The sequence below is a fragment of the Arthrobacter sp. V1I9 genome, assembly GCF_030817075.1.
Classification (GTDB): domain Bacteria; phylum Actinomycetota; class Actinomycetes; order Actinomycetales; family Micrococcaceae; genus Arthrobacter.
Genome location: NZ_JAUSYU010000001.1, coordinates 2,354,880 through 2,378,407, shown reverse-complemented (window position 1 = coordinate 2,378,407; position 23,528 = coordinate 2,354,880). Strand labels below are relative to the sequence as shown.

The 23,528-nt window shown below is 65.3% G+C and carries 23 protein-coding genes; 20 read left to right on the top strand and 3 right to left on the bottom strand.

Features of this window, described 5'->3' with window-relative positions; genetic code table 11:
- Positions 1 to 24: 24 nt before the first annotated feature.
- The 5 genes from QFZ70_RS11220 (at position 25) to QFZ70_RS11200 (ending at position 6,530) form a co-directional block, all read left to right on the top strand.
- A complete protein-coding gene (locus QFZ70_RS11220) occupies positions 25 to 1,716 on the top strand; it encodes a ribonuclease J (RefSeq protein ID WP_307095608.1) in 1,692 nt (563 codons plus the stop codon).
- Positions 1,717 to 1,853: 137 nt separating this feature from the next.
- Entirely contained in the window at positions 1,854 to 4,772 is a 2,919-nt protein-coding gene (locus QFZ70_RS11215) for a DNA translocase FtsK (protein WP_307095607.1), read from the top strand.
- Positions 4,773 to 4,795: 23 nt separating this feature from the next.
- Positions 4,796 to 5,437 (top strand): CDP-diacylglycerol--glycerol-3-phosphate 3-phosphatidyltransferase, encoded by a 642-nt coding sequence (gene pgsA, locus QFZ70_RS11210; RefSeq protein ID WP_307095605.1) that lies wholly within the window; start codon positions 4,796 to 4,798, stop codon positions 5,435 to 5,437.
- Positions 5,434 to 5,928, top strand: coding sequence for a CinA family protein (locus QFZ70_RS11205; protein WP_307095604.1), 495 nt, complete (start codon positions 5,434 to 5,436; stop codon positions 5,926 to 5,928). The genes pgsA and QFZ70_RS11205 overlap by 4 nt, the downstream gene beginning before the upstream one ends.
- 149 nt (positions 5,929 to 6,077) lie before the next feature.
- Positions 6,078 to 6,530, top strand: a complete 453-nt coding sequence (locus QFZ70_RS11200; protein ID WP_104042778.1) for a helix-turn-helix domain-containing protein — start codon at positions 6,078 to 6,080, stop codon at positions 6,528 to 6,530.
- A gap of 136 nt (positions 6,531 to 6,666) precedes the next feature.
- Here the strand turns inward: QFZ70_RS11200 and QFZ70_RS11195 are convergent, their stop codons facing one another.
- Entirely contained in the window at positions 6,667 to 7,200 is a 534-nt protein-coding gene (locus tag QFZ70_RS11195; RefSeq protein WP_307095602.1) for a MarR family winged helix-turn-helix transcriptional regulator, read from the bottom strand.
- Positions 7,201 to 7,241: 41 nt separating this feature from the next.
- Here QFZ70_RS11195 and QFZ70_RS11190 point away from each other — a divergent pair, with 41 nt between their 5' ends.
- From QFZ70_RS11190 to dapF, 6 genes are all read left to right on the top strand, one after another.
- Entirely contained in the window at positions 7,242 to 7,466 is a 225-nt protein-coding gene (locus QFZ70_RS11190; protein ID WP_307095600.1) for a DUF3046 domain-containing protein, read from the top strand.
- Positions 7,467 to 7,656: 190 nt separating this feature from the next.
- On the top strand, positions 7,657 to 8,712 hold the full coding sequence (gene recA, locus QFZ70_RS11185) for a recombinase RecA (protein WP_307095599.1): 1,056 nt from the start codon (positions 7,657 to 7,659) through the stop codon (positions 8,710 to 8,712).
- A 3-nt stretch (positions 8,713 to 8,715) separates the two neighbouring features.
- Positions 8,716 to 9,354: a regulatory protein RecX gene (locus tag QFZ70_RS11180; protein ID WP_373461577.1), complete on the top strand. Its 639-nt coding sequence runs from the start codon at positions 8,716 to 8,718 to the stop codon at positions 9,352 to 9,354.
- A 3-nt stretch (positions 9,355 to 9,357) separates the two neighbouring features.
- Positions 9,358 to 10,938, top strand: coding sequence for a tRNA (N6-isopentenyl adenosine(37)-C2)-methylthiotransferase MiaB (miaB, locus tag QFZ70_RS11175; protein ID WP_373461576.1), 1,581 nt, complete (start codon positions 9,358 to 9,360; stop codon positions 10,936 to 10,938).
- Positions 10,939 to 10,941: 3 nt separating this feature from the next.
- Positions 10,942 to 11,838 carry a tRNA (adenosine(37)-N6)-dimethylallyltransferase MiaA gene (gene miaA / locus QFZ70_RS11170; protein WP_307095597.1) on the top strand — a complete coding sequence of 299 codons (897 nt, stop codon included), beginning with the start codon at positions 10,942 to 10,944 and terminating at the stop codon, positions 11,836 to 11,838.
- A 48-nt stretch (positions 11,839 to 11,886) separates the two neighbouring features.
- Positions 11,887 to 12,831, top strand: a complete 945-nt coding sequence (gene dapF, locus QFZ70_RS11165) for a diaminopimelate epimerase (RefSeq protein WP_307095596.1) — start codon at positions 11,887 to 11,889, stop codon at positions 12,829 to 12,831.
- Here the strand turns inward: dapF and QFZ70_RS11160 are convergent.
- Positions 12,803 to 13,426, bottom strand: coding sequence for a class I SAM-dependent methyltransferase (locus QFZ70_RS11160; protein WP_307095594.1), 624 nt, complete (start codon positions 13,424 to 13,426; stop codon positions 12,803 to 12,805). The genes dapF and QFZ70_RS11160 overlap by 29 nt on opposite strands.
- Positions 13,427 to 13,850: 424 nt before the next feature.
- Between QFZ70_RS11160 and hflX the strand changes: the two genes are divergently transcribed.
- Positions 13,851 to 15,431 (top strand): GTPase HflX, encoded by a 1,581-nt coding sequence (gene hflX, locus QFZ70_RS11155; protein ID WP_307095592.1) that lies wholly within the window; start codon positions 13,851 to 13,853, stop codon positions 15,429 to 15,431.
- The gene (locus tag QFZ70_RS11150; protein WP_307095591.1) at positions 15,424 to 17,481 is read left to right on the top strand and encodes an ATP-dependent DNA helicase; all 2,058 of its coding nucleotides are present in this window, start codon (positions 15,424 to 15,426) and stop codon (positions 17,479 to 17,481) included. Before hflX ends, QFZ70_RS11150 begins: the two co-directional genes overlap by 8 nt.
- A 21-nt stretch (positions 17,482 to 17,502) precedes the next feature.
- Here the strand turns inward: QFZ70_RS11150 and lexA are convergent, their stop codons facing one another.
- Positions 17,503 to 18,237: a transcriptional repressor LexA gene (gene lexA, locus QFZ70_RS11145; RefSeq protein ID WP_307095589.1), complete on the bottom strand. Its 735-nt coding sequence runs from the start codon at positions 18,235 to 18,237 to the stop codon at positions 17,503 to 17,505.
- Between the two features lie 368 nt (positions 18,238 to 18,605).
- Here lexA and QFZ70_RS11140 point away from each other — a divergent pair, with 368 nt between their 5' ends.
- The 7 genes from QFZ70_RS11140 (at position 18,606) to QFZ70_RS11110 (ending at position 23,481) form a co-directional block, all read left to right on the top strand.
- Positions 18,606 to 18,962: a LysM domain-containing protein gene (locus QFZ70_RS11140; protein WP_307097858.1), complete on the top strand. Its 357-nt coding sequence runs from the start codon at positions 18,606 to 18,608 to the stop codon at positions 18,960 to 18,962.
- Between the two features lie 63 nt (positions 18,963 to 19,025).
- Entirely contained in the window at positions 19,026 to 20,144 is a 1,119-nt protein-coding gene (locus QFZ70_RS11135) for a histidinol-phosphate transaminase (protein ID WP_307095587.1), read from the top strand.
- 60 nt (positions 20,145 to 20,204) lie between these two features.
- Positions 20,205 to 20,831, top strand: coding sequence for an imidazoleglycerol-phosphate dehydratase HisB (hisB, locus tag QFZ70_RS11130; RefSeq protein ID WP_104042767.1), 627 nt, complete (start codon positions 20,205 to 20,207; stop codon positions 20,829 to 20,831).
- Positions 20,828 to 21,595 (top strand): imidazole glycerol phosphate synthase subunit HisH, encoded by a 768-nt coding sequence (hisH, locus tag QFZ70_RS11125; protein ID WP_307095585.1) that lies wholly within the window; start codon positions 20,828 to 20,830, stop codon positions 21,593 to 21,595. The genes hisB and hisH overlap by 4 nt, the downstream gene beginning before the upstream one ends.
- Positions 21,596 to 21,754 carry a hypothetical protein gene (locus QFZ70_RS11120; protein ID WP_307095583.1) on the top strand — a complete coding sequence of 53 codons (159 nt, stop codon included), beginning with the start codon at positions 21,596 to 21,598 and terminating at the stop codon, positions 21,752 to 21,754. It abuts the gene before it with no gap.
- A 69-nt stretch (positions 21,755 to 21,823) separates the two neighbouring features.
- Positions 21,824 to 22,570: a bifunctional 1-(5-phosphoribosyl)-5-((5-phosphoribosylamino)methylideneamino)imidazole-4-carboxamide isomerase/phosphoribosylanthranilate isomerase PriA gene (gene priA / locus QFZ70_RS11115; protein WP_307095581.1), complete on the top strand. Its 747-nt coding sequence runs from the start codon at positions 21,824 to 21,826 to the stop codon at positions 22,568 to 22,570.
- A 29-nt stretch (positions 22,571 to 22,599) separates the two neighbouring features.
- Positions 22,600 to 23,481 (top strand): SseB family protein, encoded by an 882-nt coding sequence (locus QFZ70_RS11110; RefSeq protein WP_307095579.1) that lies wholly within the window; start codon positions 22,600 to 22,602, stop codon positions 23,479 to 23,481.
- The last annotated feature ends 47 nt before the right edge of the window (positions 23,482 to 23,528 follow it).

The window sequence follows — 23,528 nt, the reverse complement described above, 5'->3', positions numbered from 1 at the left end:
CTTCCGCCTGGAAAGTAGTGCAATATGACTCAAACTGCCCTAACCGGCCTTGTCACCCCTCCCCGCCTGCCGAACGGCACGCTACGGATCGTACCGCTCGGCGGACTCGGGGAGATCGGCCGGAACATGGCCGTGTTCGAAATCGATGGCAAACTGCTGATCGTGGACTGCGGCGTCCTCTTCCCGGAGGAGACCCAGCCCGGCGTCGACCTGATCCTGCCTGACTTCTCTTACATCGAGAACCGGCTGGACGACATCGTAGCTGTGGTCCTCACCCACGGGCATGAGGACCACATCGGTGCTGTTCCCTACCTGCTGCGCCTGCGGGCCGACATTCCGCTGGTGGGCTCGCAGCTGACGCTTGCCTTGATCGAGGCGAAGCTGCAGGAGCACCGCATCCGGCCCTACACCCTCACCGTCGAGGAAGGCCAGGTGGAGAAGTTCGGCCCCTTCGAATGCGAGTTCGTAGCTGTCAACCACTCCATTCCCGACGCCCTCGCAGTGTTCCTCCGCACCGCGGGCGGCACCGTCCTGCACACGGGCGACTTCAAGATGGACCAGCTTCCCCTTGACGGCCGCATCACCGACCTCCGGCACTTCGCCAAGCTCGGCGAGGAGGGCGTGGACCTTTTTATGTCGGATTCCACCAACGCGGACGTACCCGGTTTCACCACCGCGGAAAAGGAAATCGGCCCCACGCTGGAGCGCCTGTTCGGCCAGGCCACCAAGCGGATCATCGTCGCATCCTTCTCATCCCACGTGCACCGGGTCCAGCAGGTACTGGACGCCGCCGCAAAGCACAACCGCAAGGTGGCCTTCGTGGGCCGGTCCATGGTCAGGAACATGGCCATCGCCGAGAAGCTGGGCTACCTGGATGTCCCGCCGGGCCTCATCGTGGACATCAAGAACATCGACAACCTGCCGGACAACCGCGTGGTGCTGATGTCCACCGGTTCCCAGGGTGAGCCGATGGCGGCGCTGTCCCGCATGGCAAACGGTGATCACCGTGTGGTGGTGGGTGACGGGGACACTGTCATCCTCGCGTCCAGCCTGATCCCCGGCAATGAAAACGCCGTCTTCCGGATCATCAACGGACTGCTCAAGCTGGGCGCCGACGTGATCCACAAGGGCAACGCCAAGGTCCACGTTTCCGGGCACGCTGCCGCCGGCGAACTCCTGTACTGCTACAACATCCTGGAACCGCTCAACGCCATGCCGGTGCACGGTGAAACCCGCCACCTGATTGCCAACGGCAAGATCGCCATCGAATCCGGGGTCCCGGAAGCCAGCGTTATCCTCGCCGACAACGGCACCGTGATCGACCTCAAGGACCACCGGGCGGACGTCGTCGGCCAGGTTGAAGTGGGCTTCGTCTACGTGGACGGATCCAGCGTTGGCGAGGTCACCGAGGCCGACCTCAAGGACCGCCAAACCCTGGGCGATGAAGGCTTCATCTCCATCATCACGGTCATCCACCGCGCCACCGGCAAGGTGGTGTCCGGGCCGGAGATCCACGCCCGCGGCGTGGCCGAGGACGATGCCGTGTTCGACGAGATCATCCCCAAGATCAACGCTGCGCTGGAAGAAGCCGTGCTGAACCATTCGGACCACACCACCCACCAGCTCCAGCAGGTGGTCCGCCGCGTGGTGGGCACGTGGGTCAACCGCAAGCTCCGCCGCAAGCCCATGATCATCCCGGTGGTGCTTGAGGCCTAACAGCCCGCCGTCGGCTCCGGCCCGTACTTCCTTCCTCAAGCAGGAGTGCGGGCCGGATGTGCTTAAGCGGCCCGAACCGGAACGGTCTGGCTCCCAAATCCCCGGGATAAAGGCCCAGTTCCGGTACCGTGGCTGATATGGCCACTCGTACTACTTCCGCGCCCAATGGTTCAAGCAGGGCCGGCTCCGGCAGCAAATCCAGCGGTTCCGGTGGCCGCGGTTCCGGCTCCACGGCAGCGAAAACCACAGCAGCCAAGTCCGGGCGGACCGGCAGCTCCGGTACGGCGCGGACCCGCCAGCTCCCCGCCGTCGAACAGCACCAGCCCTGGCTGCTGCGGGTAGTGGGCGGAGCATGGCTGGGCATCGGCCACCTCGTGGGCGGGGGAGTGCGGCGCATTGGCCATGACGTCAGCGACCTTCCGGCTGACGAGCGCCGTGACGGTGCTGCCCTCTTCAACCTGGCCCTGGGCGTGTTTATCGCCACCTTCGCCTGGTGGGGCCTCACGGGTTGGTTCCCGGACGCCGTCTACAGCGTGGTGAACGGTACGTTCGGCTGGATCTCGCTGCTGCTTCCGTTGATGCTTTTTGTGTGTGCTTTCCGGCTCTTCCGCCACCCCTCGGACGGGCGGGGCAATAACAGGGTGGGCATCGGTTTCCTCATCATGACCTTCGCCGGCTGCGGCCTGGCCCATGTCCTGGGCGGACAGCCCACAGTCGCCGAAGGATTTGACGGGTTGCGCCAGGCCGGCGGAATGCTGGGATTCCTGGGCGCCTCGCCTCTGGCCGCCATCCATCCGGCTGTTCCGCTGGTGCTCTACGGTCTGCTGGCCTTCGTCTCCCTGCTCATCATCACCGCCACTCCCTTCGGTGCCATCCCGCGGCGGCTGCGCGGCGCCTATGAGCACCTCATGGGCCTCGACCTTGTGGACCAGGAGCAGGACAGGGACCGCCACGACCGCAGCTACCTGGAGCGCACCCCGCCGGCCGCGCCCAAAAAGAAGAAGCGCCGCCTGTTCGGCAAGGAAGAGGATGCCGACGCCGGCCTGGAAGGCTACGTAGGCGACGAAGCGTTCGAGCATGCCGTCATCGACGACGACGAAGAGCCGCAACCGCAGCCGCCCCGCCCCGCCCCGGGGGTGCGCCGTCCCACCCAGGCGGAGATCGCCGTCGAAAAGATCAAGGCGGCCCAGGGACTGGGCGCCGCTGCTTCCGCTGCGCCGGGGGAGAACGCCACCGAGGCCATCCCAATGATCACCCCGGGCATGTCAGCCCCCGGCGGCCAGGCTGGTTCCCCGGCACCCACCGTGCCGTCCAACCCCGTGGCTCCCGCACCGCCGCCCGTTCCGATTCCCCAGCGGACCGAGCAGTTGTCCCTCGCCGGGGACGTTACCTACACCCTCCCCGCGTCGGACTACCTGACCCCGGGCTCAATCCCCAAGGAGCGCACGGAGGCCAATGACGCCGTCGTCGCAGCCCTGACAGACACCCTTCAGCAGTTCAACGTCGACGCCACCGTGACCGGCTTCAGCCGGGGTCCCACCGTCACCCGGTACGAAATCGAACTCGCCCCGGGAACCAAGGTGGAGCGGGTCACTGCACTCTCCAAGAACATCTCCTACGCCGTGGCCTCCAGCGACGTGCGGATCCTGAGTCCCATCCCGGGCAAGTCCGCAATCGGCATCGAGATCCCCAACACGGACCGCGAGACCGTTTCCCTTGGCGACGTGCTGCGCAGCCAGAACGCCCGCCGCACCGACCACCCGATGGTGATGGGTGTCGGCAAGGACGTTGAGGGCGGCTACGTTGTGGCCAACCTCGCCAAGATGCCCCACCTGCTGGTGGCCGGCGCCACCGGTGCCGGTAAGTCCTCCTTCGTGAACTCGATGATCACGTCCATCCTCATGCGCGCCACCCCCGACGAGGTGCGCATGGTGATGGTGGACCCCAAGCGCGTGGAGCTCACCGCCTATGAAGGCGTCCCGCACCTCATCACGCCAATCATCACCAACCCGAAGAAGGCCGCGGAGGCGCTCCAATGGGTGGTGCGCGAGATGGACGCTCGGTACGACGACCTCGCGAATTACGGTTTCAAGCACATCGACGACTTCAATAAAGCCGTCCGCGCCGGCAAGGTCCAGCCGCCTGTGGACTCAAAAAGGGTTATCCGCCCGTACCCCTACCTGCTGGTGATCGTGGACGAGCTCGCCGACCTCATGATGGTGGCGCCGCGCGACGTTGAAGACTCGATCGTGCGCATCACCCAGCTTGCCCGCGCCGCCGGCATCCACCTGGTCCTTGCCACGCAGCGGCCGTCCGTGGACGTCGTCACCGGCCTGATCAAGGCGAACGTTCCTTCCAGGATGGCTTTTGCCACCTCCTCGGTGACCGACTCCCGGGTGGTCCTGGACCAGCCGGGCGCAGAGAAACTCATCGGCCAGGGTGACGCCCTGTTCCTGCCGATGGGCGCTTCGAAGGCCATGCGCGTCCAGGGCGCCTGGGTCACGGAATCGGAAATCCACAAGGTGGTTGAGCACGTCAAGGGACAGCTCCAGGCCACCTACCGCGATGACGTTGCCGCCGAAGCCCCCAAGAAGCAAATCGACGACGACATCGGGGACGACCTCGAGGTGCTGCTGCAGGCCACCGAACTGGTGGTCACCACCCAGTTCGGCTCCACCTCCATGCTCCAGCGCAAGCTGCGCGTCGGCTTCGCCAAGGCCGGCCGCTTGATGGACCTGCTCGAATCGCGGGGTGTAGTTGGTCCATCCGAAGGTTCGAAAGCCCGCGACGTCCTGGTGAAGCCGGACGACCTCGCCCCGGTCCTCGCTGCCATGAAGGGCCAGGAGGCACCCAAGGCACCGGATGCCCAGACAGCGGCCCTCAGCGACAACGCCAACGCCAACATCGCGCAGGGCGGCTACGCCGAGGACCTGGTGGCGGCGGACCTGGACCAGCGGAAGCAGAACGTCGAATACTACGACGGCTCGGATTCCGCGCCGGGGGGCTATGACGACGAAGAGGGATCGGAAGACGCCTGGTCGCTGACCGGGCGCTAGCCCAAAGAATGTAGCCTAGGAAGGTGACTAGCACTGATGCAACCGCCGCCGGCAAGGGCCGTGCCGAGGTCTGGAACCTTCCCAATGTCCTGACCATGCTCCGCATCGCGCTGGTGCCGTTCTTCGTTTGGTTCCTGCTCCTGGACGCGCCCCGCCTGCAGAGCGAGGCAGGGCCCTGGCGCTGGGCAGCGGCGGCATTGTTCGCCGTCGCGATTTACACGGACAAGCTCGACGGCGACATCGCCAGGAGCCGCAACCTCGTGACCGACTTCGGCAAGATTGCCGATCCCATCGCGGATAAACTGCTTATCGGTTCCGCACTGGTGATGCTGTCCGTACTCGGCGAACTGCCCTGGTGGGTCACCCTGGTAATCCTGGTCCGTGAATGGGGCATCACCGCCCTGCGTTTCTTCGTCATCCGCTACGGCGTCATCCCCGCGTCCCGCGGGGGCAAGCTCAAAACCGTTGTCCAGACCGCCGCCATCTTCCTTTACCTCCTGCCGCTGGCAGCCATTGCACCCTGGCTTGGCTGGGCGGCGTTCGCCGTGATGATGGTGGCCGTGCTGATCACGGTGTGGACCGGCGTCGAGTACGTTGTCGAGGCGCTGCGCCTGCGGTCCAAGGGAAAGCTGCAGGGAACGGCCAACGGGCAGGAGCAGGCATGACCAACATCCAGCACGTGTCCCTTCACCATCTGTCTGAACAGGCTGTGAAACAGGCCCTGGAGCACCGCCTCACCGTGGCCACGGCCGAGTCCCTGACGGCCGGCATGGTGTCCGCCGTCCTCGCCGACACCCCGGGAGCCTCCGGAATGCTGCAGGGAGGCGTGGTGGCCTACCAGAACTCCGTGAAGGAAAACGTCCTCAAGGTATCCCCGGAACTCCTGGCCGACGTCGGGTCGGTTGACAGCGATGTGGCGGCAGCGATGGCGGACGGGGCCAGGGCAGCCCTTGGCGCCGATATCGGCATTTCCACTACCGGGGTAGCGGGACCGGAAGCACACGATGGAAAGCCTGTGGGAACTGTGTACATCGGCATAGCGACGGGTACAAGATCAACAGGGTTCGAGTATGTGTTTTCCGGAAGCCGGGCGGAGATCCGCGGACAGGCCTGTGGGGCTGCCCTGGAACGGCTGCTCGAAGCGCTGGCATCCTGAAGTTACCCGGCTGTAAAGTTGGCGGGAACAAAAGCCGGTACCGATTAGTTATTACATTGTGTCGCTTCCGGAGAGCGGAGGCGCCTAGGATGAAAACACTAATGGTTCGCTCCACGGCGGACCGGACTATGAGGAGCAAGGCGATACAGATGGTAAAGCAGCCCGTATCCGTAAACGGCGTTGTCCGCTGGAAGGATGTGGGCCTCGCCGATCAGGCTAAGAGCGAACAAAAGGAGCGCAAGATGGTTGTACTTCGTCACGAAATTGGTGATGTCCTGCGCGATGTTCGCCAGCGTCAGGGGCGCACGCTCCGTGAAGTCTCGCACAGCGCCCGTGTCTCCTTGGGTTATCTCAGCGAGGTTGAGCGCGGCCAGAAGGAAGCATCCTCCGAGTTGCTGTCCTCGATCTGCTCGGCCCTGGACGTCCCCTTGTCCAGCATGCTTCGTGAGGTCAGCGACCGCGTGGCAGTTGCCGAAGGCGTAGCCGTTCCGGACACCGTACCCCAGGAATTCTCCCAGCGTTACGGACGTGACCTCGATCGCGACCTTAACAATGAACTGAACGACGAACTTTCAACGGGCCTGTTCTCAGGGGCCCGGTAAGGGCTGACCACCTTAAGGTTGCCCTGCAACTCATGAAGCCTCCGGCGGTGTGCCGGGGGCTTCAGTTGTTTCTGGACACTCGCGTCGGAGCGTAGCCGTCCTGCCCTGGCCGGGCGGTGCTGGTTTGCCCTGCCTGCTAGTCCCCGGAAGCGGCGGGGGCCTGCGGGCCGTCGTGCGGGAAACCGTCACGCTCATAGGTGGAGTTGAGCTTGGACATAAACCGGGCCAGCTCCTGCAGGTCCTCCACCGGCCATTCCCCCAGCCGTTCCCGGAAAACCTGCCGACGGGCATCCTGGACCTGGTGCATCTTTTCCTCCCCCTTGGGTGTCAGCCTGATGGCCTGGGCCCGTCCGTCCAGCGGGTCAGCCTCCTTGGACACCAGCCCGATGCTCTCCAGGAAGGCAATCTGCCGGCTCACGGAAGGTTTGCCGACGCCGATGTTCATTGCCAGGTCCGTGAGCCGGATGGGGCCCTCCCGCCGGATGACGGTCAGCAGGCCATAGGCCGCGGGTTCCATGTCCGGGTGCACCTGCCGGGAGAGCTGGTTGGATATGGCCCGTGCGCGCCGCCAAAAAAGGCTGATTTGATGTTCCACGTTCTGCAGCGCGGCGTCCACGGTTGCATCGTCTTTGCGGCCGTCCGCGGGCGGGACGACGGGGGAGTTGCTCATGGCAACAATTCTAGGGTGCGGGATCGTGAGAGACTTTTCTGGTGCGAATCAGCGACTATTGGCGACTTATGGACGACGAATTTGGCGCCGGGTACTCGCGGGTCCTCAGCAATACCCTGGTTCTTGCCGGGGTAGGCGGGCGCACCGCGGACCAGGCACTGGCCGCCGGCGTGGAACCGCGCAAGGTGTGGCTGGCCGTCTGTGATGTGCAGGACGTACCGGCTGAGCGACGCCTGGGCCGGGACATCAAACCCCGCAGCGAGTAGTGGTTTTGTCCTGACACGCCGCGCGGTTGTTCGAATACCTGTTCGGGTAAAGCTATGCTTTTCCTAGCGGGTTTTCCACATAGCCGCCGTCAACCGGCCGGAATGTCAGTGGGTCCCATTAGCGTCAGAGATGACCAATAAACGGCCGCTGAGGCCACTCCAAAGCGAGAAAGCATTAGAGGTGTGAACCATGGCGGCAGCCCCGGATCGTGCAAAAGCGCTCGAAGCAGCGCTTGCCCAGATCGACAAGCAGTTCGGTAAAGGCTCGGTCATGCGGCTCGGGGACGAAGTCCGGGCCCCGATCGAGGTTATCCCTACCGGTTCCATTGCGCTGGACGTAGCTCTGGGAATTGGCGGCCTTCCGCGTGGCCGCGTCGTAGAAATTTACGGGCCGGAATCCTCCGGTAAGACCACCGTGGCCCTTCACGCAGTGGCAAACGCCCAGCGCCAGGGCGGCATCGCGGCCTTCATCGACGCCGAGCACGCCCTTGACCCTGAATACGCCGCCAAGCTCGGCGTGGACACGGATGCGCTCCTGGTTTCCCAGCCGGATACGGGCGAACAGGCCCTGGAGATCATGGACATGCTGGTGGGCTCAGGCTCCCTGGACGTCATTGTCATCGACTCCGTCGCCGCCCTGGTGCCGCGCGCTGAAATCGAAGGCGATATGGGCGACAGCCATGTGGGACTCCAGGCCCGCCTGATGAGCCAGGCCCTGCGTAAGATCACCGGCCGCTTGAGCCAGACCAAAACCACGGCGATCTTCATCAACCAGCTCCGCGAAAAGATCGGCGTCTTCTTCGGTTCCCCCGAAACCACCACCGGTGGCAAGGCGCTGAAGTTCTACGCCTCCATCCGTATTGACGTGCGCCGCATCCAGACCCTCAAGGAAGGCGCCGACTCGGTCGGTAACCGCACCAAGGCCAAGATCGTCAAGAACAAGATGGCCCCGCCCTTCAAGATCGCAGAGTTCGACATCATCTACGGCCAGGGCATTTCGCGCGAGGGCGGCATCATCGACATGGGTGTTGAGCACGGCATCATCAAGAAGTCCGGCTCCTGGTTCACCTATGACGGCGACCAGCTGGGCCAGGGCATGGAGAACTCGCGCAGGTTCCTCCGCGACAACCCCGAACTGGCCGCCGAGCTTGAGCGCCTCATCAAGGAAAAGCTCGGTGTTGGCGTGAAGCCGGCGGAGCCCGAGTCCAAGGACTCCCCGAAGCTGAAAGCCGTTGACGGGTTCTAAACCTTGACCAGTGCTGAAAGTGCGCGTCCCCGCCGGGCCAAAACCGGCGGGCGGCGCGCTGCTTCGTATTCCAACGACTTCCAGGACGGCCCGGGTCCAGGTTCGCCGGTTGCCGGTGACCCTGAACCGGATCCCGTTTCCGTTGCCCAAGCCATCGTGTACCGGCAACTCGCGGCTTCCGCGAAAAGCAGGCTTCAGCTTGCCCGCAAGCTCGCCGAACGGAATGTCCCGGAGGACGTTGCCGAGGCGGTGCTGGACAAGTTCCAGGCGGCGGGGCTTGTCAACGACGCTGAATTTGCGGACATGTGGGTGCGGAGCCGGTCGCAGTCCCGGAAGCTGGCGAAGGGGGCGCTCCGCCGCGAACTTGGGGAGAAGGGCGTCGACCAGGAAACAGCCGCCGCAGCGCTGGAACAGCTCTCCGACGCCGACGAGGAAGCCGCCGCAAGAGGCCTCGTGGAGCGAAAATTGCGTCCCGGGACTAATTTGGGGGACAGGACGGAACGGGACAAATTGACGCGCCGGCTGGCTTCCATGCTGGCCCGCAAGGGGTATCAGCCCTCCCAAGCGTTCCGCATTGTCAGCGAGGTCCTCGATGCCCACGGTGCTCCCGACAACGACGAGCCACTGAACCGGTACCCTTAACAGGTGAGTTTGACCATTCCTTCCCCTCTTTCCGGCACCAACCCGTCTTCAGGATCCAGCGCCGTGGCCCAGCCTGCCCCTGCTCCGGAAGCCGGCCAGGGGAAGGCCCGCACCTATGAGGTGCGCACCTTTGGCTGCCAGATGAACGTGCACGATTCAGAGCGCATGGCCGGCATGCTGGAGGACGCAGGCTACGCGCCGGCAGAGGGTGGTGCGCAGGCGGACGTAGTGGTGTTCAACACCTGCGCGGTCCGCGAGAACGCCGACAACAAGCTCTATGGCAACCTCGGCATTCTTGCCCCGGTGAAGGCAGCCAACCCCGGCATGCAGATCGCCGTCGGCGGCTGCCTGGCGCAAAAGGACCGGGAAACCATCCTGAAGAAGGCGCCCTGGGTGGACGCGGTCTTTGGCACCCACAATGTCGGCGCCTTGCCCGCCCTGCTGGAGAGGGCCCGGCACAACGATGAGGCGCAGCTGGAGATCCTGGAGTCGCTGGACGTCTTCCCGTCCACGCTGCCCACCAAGCGTGATTCCGTGTACTCGGGCTGGGTTTCCATCTCGGTGGGTTGCAACAACACCTGCACGTTCTGCATCGTTCCGGCCCTGCGCGGCAAGGAAAAGGACCGCCGGCCTGCGGACATCCTCGCTGAAATCCAGGCCCTGGTGGATGACGGTGCCATCGAAGTGACCCTCCTGGGCCAGAACGTCAATTCCTACGGCGTGGAGTTCGGCGACCGGCAGGCCTTCTCGAAGCTTCTGCGCGCCTGCGGGGAGATCGAGGGCCTGGAGCGGGTCCGGTTCACCAGCCCGCACCCTGCGGCTTTTACGGACGACGTCATCGATGCCATGGCCGAAACGCCCAACGTGATGCCGCAGTTGCACATGCCGCTGCAGTCGGGCTCGGACAAGGTCCTGCGGGACATGCGGCGGTCCTACCGCTCCACGAGGTTCCTTGGAATCCTGGACAAGGTCCGGGAGAAAATTCCGCATGCCGCCATCTCCACGGACATCATCGTCGGCTTCCCCGGCGAGACTGAGGAAGACTTCCAGGCAACCCTGGACGTGGTGGAACAGTCCCGGTTCGCGACCGCCTTCACCTTCCAGTACTCCAAGCGCCCCGGCACCCCGGCGGCGGACCTGCCGGACCAGCTGCCGAAAGCCGTGGTGCAGGAGCGCTTCGAGCGGCTCACGGCGCTGCAGGACCGGATCGCGGCGGAGGAGAACCGGAAACAGCTCGGCCGCCGGGTGGAGGTTATGGTCACCGCCCAGTCAGGCCGTAAGGCCGGGGAGACCCACCGGCTGTCCGGACGCTCCCAGGACCAGCGCCTCGTGCACTTTTCGGTACCGAACGGTGCCCCTGCGCCGCGCCCGGGCGATCTTGTCACCGTCACCATCACCGAGGCCGCTTCCTTCCACCTGGTCGCCGATCCCGTCATTGAGGATTACAGCCTGCGGCGTTCCCGCGCCGGTGACGCCTGGGACAGGTCCCAGGCCGATTCCTGCGGGGCACCGGTACCGGGGACGGCCAACGGCCGGGCCGGGGTTTCCCTCGGGATGCCTTCGCTGCCTGTCCGCAGCCGGTGACCCGTGGGCTCTCCGCCGGTTATCGCCGTCGTCGGTCCCACGGGTTCCGGTAAGTCAGACCTCGCGGTAGGCCTCGCCCTTGAGCTGGACGGCGAAGTCATTAACGCGGATGCAATGCAGTTCTACCGCGGCATGGATATCGGCACAGCGAAAATCACGGTTGATGAACGCAGGGGAGTTGCGCACCACCTCCTGGACATCCTGGACGTCACGGACGAAGCCAGCGTTTCCCAGTTCCAGCAGCAGGCACGTGAGGCTATCGCTGACATCCACGCGCGCGGCAAGCGGGCCATCCTCGCCGGCGGCTCGGGCCTGTACGTTCGGGCTGCCCTTGACGTCCTCGAATTCCCCGGGACGGACCCGAGGCTGCGGCAGCAGCTGGAGAATGAGCTGGCCGCCCAGGGCAGTGGCGCAATGATGGCCCGGCTCGCAACAGTTGACCCGGATTCGGCCGGCAGGCTCTCGGACGACAGGCGCATCATCCGTGCCCTGGAGGTCCATCAACTCACCGGCCGGCCATTCAGTTCCTTTATGCCCCGGCGCGAGTACTTCCAGCCCGCCGTTCAGATCGGCCTCACCGTGGACCGCGACCAGCTCCGGGAGCGCCTGGCCCGCCGGGTGCATGGCATGGTGGAGAACGGCCTGCTCGCCGAGGTGGAGCGGCTTGAAGCGCAGGGGCTCCGGCAGGGCAAAACCGCGCCCCGCGCCCTCGGTTACTCGCAGTTCCTGCGGGTCGTCGACGGCGCATCAACAATCCCCGAGGCCGTTGAGGAGACCATCGTAGCCACCCGGCAGTTCGCCCGCCGCCAGCTGACCTGGTTCCGTGCCGATTCCCGGATCAAGTGGCTGGACTGGCAGGATCCGCACCTGGTGCCCGCTGCAGCAGCACTCAGCCGGTAGATACGGGTGGTTACAGAGGCACTGCGGCCGGCCGGTACCCTTGAAACCATGAACGCAACCCTTGCCGCGACGACAGAGCACGCCTTCCGGACGCTGGGCGGGCTCCGCTTCTCCAAGGGGCACGGCACCGGCAACGATTTTGTCCTGGTCGCCGACCCCGAGGGCCTGCACACGATAGCTGCGGACCAGGTGGCAGCCCTGTGCGACCGCCACCGCGGCATCGGTGGAGACGGCCTCATCCGCGCCGTTCCGTCCCGCCTCCTGCCCGAGGGCCGGGAACTGCTGGCCGCAACCCCGGACGCTGAATGGTTCATGGACTACCGCAACGGCGACGGATCACTGTCCGAGATGTGCGGCAATGGCGTCCGGGTCTTCGTCCACTTCCTCCGCACCGAGGGCCTGGTGGACCTTCCCGACGGCGGCGCGCTCACCATCGGCACCCGCGGCGGGGCAAAAACGGTCGTACGGACCGGCGAGGATTACGCCGTCGACATGGGCCCATGGGAGTTCATCTTCCCCGGCGAGGCTACCGCCAAGGCCATGGATTCGCTGGTCACGGCGGACGGGCTGGAAGTTCCCCGTCCCGCGCTGTCCGTCAGCATGGGCAACCCCCACACTGTGGTTGCCCTCGCCGAACTCTCGGAACTCGAAGGGACCCGCCTCTTTACGGCACCTGTGGTTGATCCGGTGCCGGTCAACGGCACGAACGTTGAGTTCGTCGTTCCGTCCGAACCACTGGTGCACGACGGCGTCGGTTCCGTCACCATGCGTGTCCACGAACGCGGGGTGGGGGAAACCCAGTCCTGTGGAACGGGAGCCTGCGCCGCAGCCGTGGCCATCCGGCACTGGGCAGGGGCGGAAGCGCCGGACACCTGGCTGGTTCACGTTCCTGGAGGCGTGGTCGGCGTCAAATTCTTTGCCGGCCCCGGAGGACACGAGCACGTGGAGCTCAGCGGTCCCGCCGTTATTGTGGCAGCTGGGACGCTTTCCTGACCTTCAGGATCCGGAAGGACTTGGACGTTGACTCGCGGCTCACGCTGAAGGAATTGTCCAGCTCTGCCGCCAGCCAGCGTTGAAGCGAGTCCGAGCCCAGGTTCTTCTGCACCACCAGCCAAGCCGTTCCGCCTGGCGCCAGGCGCGGCAGCCACAGCTTCAGGAGTGAATGCAGTTCGTCCTTGCCGATCCTGATGGGCGGATTGGACCAGATGGTGTCGAAACGCACCTCCGGGTCCACCGCATCAGGCGTACTGGCGGCCACATTGGACAGTCCCAGCGCAGCCGCATTCTCGTTGGTGAGCGTAATGCACCTTTCATTGACATCCACGGCATAGACCCGGGACTGCGGCGAACGCAGTGCCATGGTGAGTGCAATCGGACCCCAGCCGCAGCCGATGTCCAGCAGGTTTCCGGCAGGCGCGGGCGCGGGAACCTCGGCCAGGAGCACAGCGGTTCCCTTGTCAATCCCGTCCGGGCTGAAGATTCCCGAGGAGGTCTGCAGCCTGCGCGTTTCCCCTGCAAGTTCAACCGTGAGCGGCTTTCGCGTGAACGGGCCGGCGGGGGATGCGCTGAAATAGTGTGCAGACTCCATAACTCGCCAGAGTAGTTCCACTTGCAGCGTAAAGTGAAACTCTGCTCTTTGCTCCTCTGCTAGGGTTGAACCCATGTTCCTGATCTTCGAGTAGCCGGCACGGGCACTGCCCGTTCCGCAGCCATGTCCCACAGCGACGCAGGTATCAATCCTTCCGCACAGTGCACCGGACCACGCGTATGCGTTCAATCCGGCCGCCGGACAATACTCGAAGGCCAGCCTCCCGCTGGCTCTTTCGCCGATTCTCCGGCTCCTTCTACTTCGCCACCTCCCCGCGATGTGGCCGCCACCGCCGTCCGCTTTTCAGGCCGGCGCGACAAACCAGGAGAACCGCATGACCGCAGGCCGTCAGCCCAGCGCGAATACTTCCCCAAGCACCACCAATCGGCACTATTCTGGAATTGCCGAATCTTCAAAGGAGACCATGACCAGCCAGCCCAACACCGGATCCGATCCAGCCGCCCAGGACATGAGCCCTGAGGAAATCCAGGCCGTGATCGACCGGATTCTCTCCAAGGACGTACCGGCCAAATCCGTCAGCACGGCAGGCGATGCAAGCCGCGGCGACGGAAGGGCCGTACTGGGCAAAGCCCAGGCCATATCCCGCCTGGATGAAGAACACACAACGTACGACGGCGACCAGCAGGATCTTGAGGAACGCCGTGCCCTGCGGCGCACGGCAGGCCTTTCCACCGAACTTGAAGACGTCACCGAAGTTGAGTACCGCCAGCTCCGTCTGGAACGCGTAGTCCTCGCCGGCATCTGGTCGGAGGGAACCCTCGCCGACGCGGAAAACTCGCTGCGGGAGCTTGCCGCCTTGGCTGAAACAGCCGGGTCGGAAGTTCTGGACGGACTTGTGCAACGCCGTGACAAGCCGGACCCGGGCACCTTCCTGGGCTCAGGCAAAGCGCTGGAACTGAAGGACATCGTGATGTCCACCGGCGCAGACACCGTTGTGGTGGACGCTGAGCTGGCCCCGTCCCAGCGCCGTGGCCTTGAGGACATCGTCAAGGTCAAGGTCATTGACCGGACAGGGCTGATCCTGGACATCTTCGCCCAGCATGCGAAGAGCCGGGAAGGCAAGGCGCAGGTGGAGCTCGCACAGCTCGAGTACCTCCTGCCACGCCTCCGCGGCTGGGGCGAGTCGATGTCCCGCCAGGCCGGTGGCCAGGTGGGTGGCGCAGCGGCCGGTATGGGCTCGCGTGGTCCCGGTGAGACGAAGATCGAACTGGACCGCCGGAGGATCCGTACCCGCATGGCAAAGCTTCGGCGCGAAATCGCCGCGATGAAGCCTGCACGGGAGACGAAACGCGCCAACCGCCGTCGTAATGAGGTGCCCTCCGTGGCAATCGCCGGGTACACCAACGCCGGCAAATCCTCACTGCTGAACCGCCTCACGGACGCCGGGGTGCTCGTGGAGAACGCACTGTTCGCCACGCTGGATCCCACGGTGCGCAAAGCAGAAACCGCCGACGGGCTGGGATATACGCTGGCCGATACCGTCGGATTTGTCCGCTCCCTGCCCACCCAGCTCGTAGAGGCGTTCCGGTCCACCCTCGAGGAGGTTGCCGACTCCGACTTGATCCTTCACGTCGTGGACGCCTCGCACCCGGACCCTGAGGGCCAGATAACTGCAGTCCGCAAGGTCTTCAGCGAGGTGGACGCACGCAAGGTTCCGGAAATCATTGTCCTCAACAAGGCCGACGCCGCAGATCCCTTTGTGGTGGAACGGTTGAAGCAGCGCGAACCGCGCCACGTTGTGGTTTCGGCCCGCACGGGGGAGGGCATCCCCGAGTTGCTGAAGGCGATCAGCGAGTCCATTCCGCGTCCGTCGGTCAAGCTGGAGCTGCTCATCCCCTACGACCGTGGGGACCTGATGAGCAAGCTGCACGACTCCGACGCCGAGATCATCAGCGTTGACCATGATGAAGCCGGTACCCGGGCAGTTGTTAAAGTCCGGGAAGGCCTCGCGGCTGAACTGGAACCATTCGTCAGCAATGACTGACCTCGTGGCTGACGAAGCCACAGGCACGGCCGGCGAGCAGTTCGTCATCGAGCTGCTCGACCGCGCCGTTGCCGGCATGGGCGGGCAAAGCCGGAGTGGGCAACATGAAATGGCCAGGCAGGTGGCCCGGGCAATCGAGACCGGCGACCACCTGCTGGTCCAGGCCGGGACGGGTACGGGCAAGTCCCTGGCGTACCTGATACCCCTGATAGCCCACGCCCTGGAGAGCGACAAGCCGGCCCTGGTGTCCACCGCAACGCTTGCCCTGCAGACGCAGATTGTAGGCCGGGACATACCCCGGCTCCTGAAAACCATCACTCCGGCGCTGGACCGGCCGGTAAAAGTGGCCCTGGTCAAAGGGCGGTCCAACTACGTCTGCGTGCATAAACTCGAAGGCGGGTTTCCCTCCGAGGAGCCCGCGGAGGGCCAGCTGTTTTCCCTGGGGGAGGACACCAGCGTCCCGCACTTCGCCGCGGCTGTGGGCGGTCCTGCCTCCCAGCTGGGCAAGGAAGTGGTCCGCTTGCGGGAATGGGCGGAGAAGACCACCACCGGCGACCGCGATGAGCTCCTGCCCGGCGTCACCGACCGCGCCTGGCGGCAGGTCTCCATCACGTCCATGGAATGCCTGGGCGCCCAGAAGTGCCCCATGGCCGCAGAGTGCTTCAGCGAGCTCGCACGGCAGGACGCCGCCGAAGCCGATGTTGTGGTCACCAACCACGCCATGCTCGCCGTCAGCGCCTTTGAAGGCCTGGCAGTGCTGCCCGAGTACGACGTCGTTGTGGTTGACGAGGCCCACGAACTCCAGGACCGCGTAACGGGCGCCGTCTCCGGACAGCTCTCGGTGGCCATGGTCCACGCGGCCGCCGCCGGCGCCCGCAAGCACACCGCCATCACGGTGGACGCGCTCAACGCCGCCGCCGCAAACCTTGAGGTGGCCCTCGCGTCAGTACCGAACGGTTTGCTCCCCAATGGCCTCAACGACGAGCAGCTGGACTGCATGGACCAGCTGCGCGATGCCTGCCGGGCAGCACTGTCTGACTCCAAGGGGGACAGCAGCACCACTGCCGACGGCGGGCGGCAACTCGCGCGCTCCCGGCTGATGCTCATCCTGGAACTGTGCGAACGGCTCCTCGCCGCCCGTGAGAACCGGGAAGTGGTCTGGTTTTCCCGCGCCAGTTCCTTTGACCCGCAGCAGGGATACTCGCAGCCCGACGAGACAGCGCCCGCCCTGATCAACATCGCTCCGCTGTCCGTAGCCGGGCGGTTGCGTGAGGGCCTGTTTACAGGTCATACGGTGGTGCTGACCTCCGCCACCCTCGCCATCGGCTCAGCCTTTGAGCCCGCGGCAGGCGGACTCGGGCTGGTGGGAGAAGGCGCCCCCAGCTGGACCGGCATTGATGTTGGATCCCCCTTTGACTACCCCAAGCAGGGAATCCTGTACGTGGCCGGGCACCTGCCCAAGCCGGGCCGGGGGGCGTCCCCCGAATCGCTCGCCGAGTTGGAGGCCCTGATCAGGGCCTCCAACGGCGGCGCACTGTGCCTGTTTTCGTCCCGGCGCGCGGCAGAAGAAGCAGCCGATGCACTGCGGCCCAAGCTGGATATGACCATTTTGTGCCAGGGCGACTCCACCATGACGGCCCTGGTGAAGCAGTTTGCCGACGAGCCCGACACCTGCCTGTTCGGCACAATGTCGCTGTGGCAGGGCGTGGACGTTCCCGGGGGCTCCTGCCGCCTGGTGGTCATCGACCGGATTCCCTTCCCCCGGCCCGACGATCCACTGATGACCGCCCGGTCCCGCGCCGTGGCACAGGCCGGCGGCAACGGCTTTATGTCGGTCTCCGCCACCCACGCTGCAATCCGGCTTGCCCAGGGTGCGGGCCGGTTGATCCGGTCCACCGGGGACAAGGGTGTGGTGGCGGTGCTGGATTCGCGGCTGGCCACCGAGCGTTACGCCGGATTCCTCCGCGGTGCGCTGCCGCCGTTCTGGTCCACAACGGACAGGAAGACCGCGATTGCGGCGCTGGAGAGGCTGGCCAAGGAGAAGGTGTGAGCCGGCGCCGCAGCCCGCGGCTTAGAGCGAGCGGAGCACCGACACAACCTTGCCCATGATGGTGGCGTGGTCGCCAAGGATGGGCTCGTACTGGGTGTTTTGGGGGAGCAGCCAAGTGTGGCCGTCGCGCTGGCGGAAAGTCTTCACAGTGGCTTCGTCGTCCAGGAGCGCCGCGACGATATCTCCGTTGGCGGCGTCTGCCTGACGGCGGACCACCACCCAGTCGCCGTCGCAGATTGCGGCGTCCACCATGGAATCGCCGGCAACCTTGAGCATAAACAGTTCTCCCTGGCCCACGAGCTGGCGGGGGAGCGGCATCACGTCCTCCACCACCTGGTCCGCCAGGATGGGACCGCCGGCAGCGATCCGGCCCACGAGGGGAACCATGGCAGTGTCCATGGCGGTGGGAAGCACGGTAACGGTGCCGCCACCTCCGGGCAGGAGAGGAGCCGGCTCGGCCGCCTGCTTGGGAGAACCGCCGTCCAGGGTGAGGGGCATCAACACCTCCATGGCACGCGGCCGCTTGGGATCGCGCCGGAGGTAGCCAAGCTTTTCGAGCTGCGACAGCTGGTGGGTGACGCTGGACAGGCTCGCCAGGCCAACGGTGTCACCAATCTCCCGCATCGAGGGCGGGTAGCCGTTGTCATTAACAGAGCGCTGGATGGTCTCGAGGATCTTCTTCTGCCGTGGCGTCAGGCCCTTGGCGGTCTTCTTCGGTTGGGAGGTTGCCCTTCCCCCGGCGGCTGCTGCTGCCATATTCGCCAATGCCTTTCGGTTGCCCCGGACTCCTGTGGCCCGGACCTGAAGTTCACGCCGTAGATTGTCAGACCCTGCTGATCAACTTCAGAGTGGTTGTTCTTTCCTTCAAAGCTAGGCCAGCCACATTGCTTTTTCAAACATTTGTTCTAGCGAGTCTCGACATTGTTCGTTGATAAGTGCTAAAACAGTAGAAGCAAAGTTCGAACATTTGTTCTACTTCGAACGCGGACATTCGAAGACTCGGACCAAGAGTCGCGGGGCTGCGGATCCGGAGGGGGAACATCGGGCAGCACAGTACGGTCCAGGAGGGCTAAGTCATGTCAGCTACATCTGCTTCGCAGGATTCATTCTCGGTGCACCACCTTATGTCCGGGCCGGACCAGCGGCCGGCGGAGCGTCCCACGCCCCTCCCGCCCCTGCGCCTGACGCGTCGCGGAAAGATCGTCCTGATCGGAATTCCCCTGGTCCTGCTGGCGGCCCTGCTGCTTTCCCTGGCCGGTTTCTTTAACTCGCCGGCAAGGGCCTCCGAATCGGCGACGGACCTGGCAGTTACCCCAACCGTTACCGTTACCGTGCAGGCGGGGGAATCACTGTGGGCCATTGCGGGAAGCATCGCCCCGCAGCGGGACGCGCGCGACGTCGTGGCTGACATCGTCCAGCTGAACAACCTGACCGGCGGTGCGGTCCTTCCGGGCCAGCAGTTGTACGTCCCCACCCGGTAGTGGCGGCCGTCCCAGGAAGCCGTCACATTTTCCGGCGCCCGGCGCGGGCACTAAACTGTTCAGGTGAATGACCAGCTAGAGCGCCTCAACCGGCTACCCCTCCGCAGCAACCTCCGTGGGCTTACCCCTTATGGTGCGCCCCAGCTGGAAGTCCCCATCCTCCTCAACGTCAACGAGAACACCCATGGTGTCCCGGGGAGCGTACGGGCAGCCATCAGTGCGGCAGTGACGGAAGCCGCTGCCGGTCTCCACCGGTACCCGGACCGCGAGTTCACGGAGCTGCGCAGGGCCCTGGCGGAATACCTGGGGCATGGGCTCGATGAGTCGAATGTGTGGGCCGCCAACGGGTCCAACGAAGTGCTCCAGCAGATTCTCCAGGCTTTTGGTGGCCCCGGCCGCACGGCCCTCGGCTTCCCTCCCACGTACTCCATGTACCCGTTGCTGGCCAGTGGTACGGACACCGAATACATCGTGGGTGAACGCGCTGACGGCTACGGTCTCAGCGCAGAATCCGCAGCGCTCCAGGTGAAGGAACTGCAGCCCAGCATCGTTTTCCTCTGCTCGCCGAACAACCCCACGGGAACCGGCCTGGGGCTCGATGTGGTGGAAGCCGTCTACGAGGCCGGGCATGCCAGCCAGACCATTGTCATCGTGGACGAGGCCTACCACGAGTTCGCGCACGACGGAACGCCCAGCGCCCTGACCCTCCTTCCCGGCAGGGAGCGGTTAATCGTCTCGCGGACCATGAGCAAGGCCTTCGCCCTTGCTGGCGCGCGCCTGGGCTACATGGCCGCGGCTCCGGAAGTGACTGACGCACTGCGGCTGGTGCGGCTGCCGTACCACCTGTCCGCCGTAACGCAGGCAACTGCCCTCGCGGCCCTCCAGCACCGTGAGGCACTGCTGGCCGATGTTGAAGACATCAAAAGGCAGCGCGACCGGATTGTGGCTGAACTGACCCGGATGGGCCTCAATCCGGCGGCCTCCGATTCCAACTTTGTCTTCTTTGGCGGGCTGGAAAATCCCCACGAGGTCTGGCAGGAACTGCTCGACGCCGGTGTCCTGATCCGCGACGTCGGGATCCCGGGCCACCTTCGGGTGACCGCAGGCACTGAGACGGAAACCACTACGTTCCTGACTTCCCTGGAAAGCATCCTGACCGGCCAGCGCAAGCTTCCGGCCTAGACTTGAAGCAGCGGCGCTGGACGCCCTGAACCACTCCTTCTTCCCAAAGGACACTTGACCATGAGTTCCACCGGATCCAACGCGGCCGCGGCCCGGACCGCACGCATGGAGCGTGCCACGAGTGAATCCTCCGTGCTCGTGGAGATCAACCTGGACGGCACCGGCATCTCGGACATCGACACGTCGGTGCCCTTCTACGACCACATGCTGACAGCGCTCTGCAAGCACTCGCTGATCGACCTGACCGTGAAAGCCACCGGAGACATCCACATCGATGTCCACCACACGGTGGAAGACGTTGCCATTACGTTCGGAGAAGTGCTGCGCACGGCCCTGGGAAACAAGGCAGGAATCCGCCGCTTCGGCGAAGCCACCGTACCCTTGGATGAGGCACTGGCCCACGCGGTGGTTGACGTGTCCGGCCGCCCTTACCTGGTTCACGGAGGTGAGCCCGCAGGCCAGGAGTACCACCTGATCGGCGGTCACTTCACAGGCTCCCTCACCCGCCACGTCTTTGAGGCGATAACCCTGCACGCCGGGATTTGCCTCCACATGAACGTCATCGCCGGACGGGACCCGCACCACATCGTCGAGGCCCAGTTCAAGGCGTTCGCCCGCGCCCTTCGCGCCGCCGTCGAATCCGATCCGCGTGTTGAGGGCATTCCCTCCACCAAGGGTGCGCTGTGAGCGGCCAGGTACTGCGGGACGGCGCCATCATCGATCCGTCGGCTTCGCAGAAGCTGCCGTCGCCCGAGGGGAAACCCACGGTAACCGTGTTGGACTACGGATCGGGAAACGTCCGCTCGGCAGTACGCGCCCTCGAGCGGGCAGGTGCAGAGGTAATCCTCAGCTCCAAGCCCGAGGACGTCCTGAACGCCGACGGCCTGGTAGTCCCCGGAGTCGGCGCCTTTGAAACCGTTATGCGTGAACTCAAGGCCGTGGACGGCATCCGCCTCATCGGCCGGCGTGTCGCCGGCGGCCGCCCCGTCCTCGGCATTTGCGTGGGCCTGCAGGTGCTTTTCGAGGCCGGTGTGGAACACGGCACAGAAGCTGAAGGCATCGGCGAATGGCCCGGCAAGGTGGAACTCCTTCCAGCGGACGTTGTCCCGCACATGGGCTGGAACACCGTCAAGGTACCCGTTGGGTCAAAGCTGTTCGCCGGCGTCGAAAACGAGCGGTTCTACTTTGTCCACTCCTACGGCGTGCAGGACTGGAACTTCGACGTCGTCCAGCCGCGGATGGCCGCACCCCTGGTCACCTGGTCCGAGCACGGCGCCCCGTTCATCGCCGCGGTTGAGAACGGGCCGCTGTGCGCCACCCAGTTCCACCCGGAAAAATCCGGCGACGCCGGTGCCCGGCTGCTGCACAACTGGGTGGATGCCCTCCGCAAGCCTTCCATGGCAGGCAAACCGGAGCGCACCAGCGAAAACCCCGCGGGCGGCGACGCCTGAATGTGGTCCGTTATCCTGATGGGCCTCGCCGGCCTGCTGATCGGCGGCGCCCTGTCCTTCCGGCAGCAGCATAAGCCGCTCTGGACGCAGGTCTCGTTCTACGTCCTGGCCGGCATGGCGCTGCTGGCCGCCTATCTGCTCACGCTGCCGGCCGGCTAACTGCCCCCCCCACTAGCTGGCGGTTAGCCGTCCGGCGCACATCCCTGCCCCCTAACACTGAGGATCACGATGAACTCCGCTACCGACCTGCCGGTTCTTGAACTGCTGCCCGCCGTCGACGTCGTCAATGGCCAGGCCGTCCGGCTTGTCCAGGGTGAAGCAGGAAGCGAAACCAGTTACGGGACGCCGCTCGAGGCGGCGCTGAACTGGCAGCAGCAGGGTGCGGAGTGGGTCCACCTGGTTGACCTGGACGCAGCCTTCGGCCGTGGCTCCAACGCCGGGCTGCTCCGGGAAGTTGTTGGCCGCCTGGACATCAATGTTGAGCTCTCCGGCGGTCTCCGGGACGACGCCACACTCGAGGCAGCACTGGACCTGGGCGTGGCCCGGGTGAACCTCGGTACGGCGGCATTGGAGAACCCGGAATGGACCCGCAGCGCCATAGAGCGCTTCGGCGACAAGATCGCCGTCGGGCTCGATGTCCGCGGAACCACCCTTGCCGGCCGAGGCTGGACCAAGGAAGGCGGCGACCTTTGGGACGTCCTGGGCCGGCTCGAAGAGGCAGGCTGCGCGCGGTACGTGGTCACCGACGTGACGAAGGACGGAACCCTGCAGGGACCCAACGTGGAACTCCTCCGCCAAATGGTGGAAAAGACCGGCAAGCCCGTGGTGGCCTCGGGCGGCATTTCCAGCCTGGATGACCTCAAGGTGCTGCGTTCCCTGGTGCCCCTCGGTGTTGAAGGTGCCATCGTGGGCAAGGCTTTGTACGCCGGTGCCTTCACGTTGCCCGAAGCCCTCGACGTCGCCGGCCGCCGCTAGGCAGCGGGCAGCCTACATCCGGCAACGCCATGGCCAGCAACGAACCCGGCACCCCTCCGCAGCGCCACCTCCCCGGCCACATCGCCGCCGCACTGGCGGGGGCCGGTGGTGCCGCTGACTCTGCCGGGCAGCCCTGGGCCGGGCGGAGCCTCGCCGGGGACCACGCAAAGATCCACAACTTCGAGGACGACGACGGAACGGCGGACGCCGGCTACCTCGCCGCCGTAGCCGCCCTGCAGGCCGGTGACGGGGACGAAGCCGGGGTCATCGCCGCGCTGGCCACCGCCCGCGTCTTTATCCCGATTGTTGCCCAGCTTGCCGAGGAAGCGGAAGGGCAGGACGGCCTGCAGGCCGATAAACAGGCGGACATGGCCCTCGTAACCCTGAAGGCGGCCGATGGCAGGACCGCCATGCCCGCATTCACCTCTGCCGCAGCCTTGGCCGCTTGGCATCCGGAGGCGCGGCCGGTGGCCGTCTACGCTGCCCGGGCCGCCCTTTCCGCTGTGTCCGAAGGCGCTGAACTCCTGGTTCTGGACCCGGGGGCGGACGTGACATTTGTGGTGCGCAGGCCGGCCCTGTGGGCGCTGGCCCAGCAGCACGACTGGATCCCGTCCTACGCCGACCACGAACTGGCAAGCGGGATGAGCCAGGCCGCCGGCGGCTTCCCGGCGGTCAGGAGGCTGGAGCTCCTGCCCGGCAGGGGAGTGGCCGCCCAAGCGGCCGACGGATCCCTCCTCCCCGGCGGTGGCGCCGGGCCTGAGCTGCAGGTGGTGTTGTACCTGGCGGACGGACTGGATGCAGAAGGGGTACAGCAGCTGGTGGCCGGACTGCAGGCTGAGTGGTCCCGGAATGTATTGTTTGGTGAGCGGGTCGACTCCATCGAAATCAAACTGCGGCGCGCTGTCCACTAGCTGCTGTCAGGAAGGGGATCCCCGGCGGGCTGCGGCAGACCGAAGGA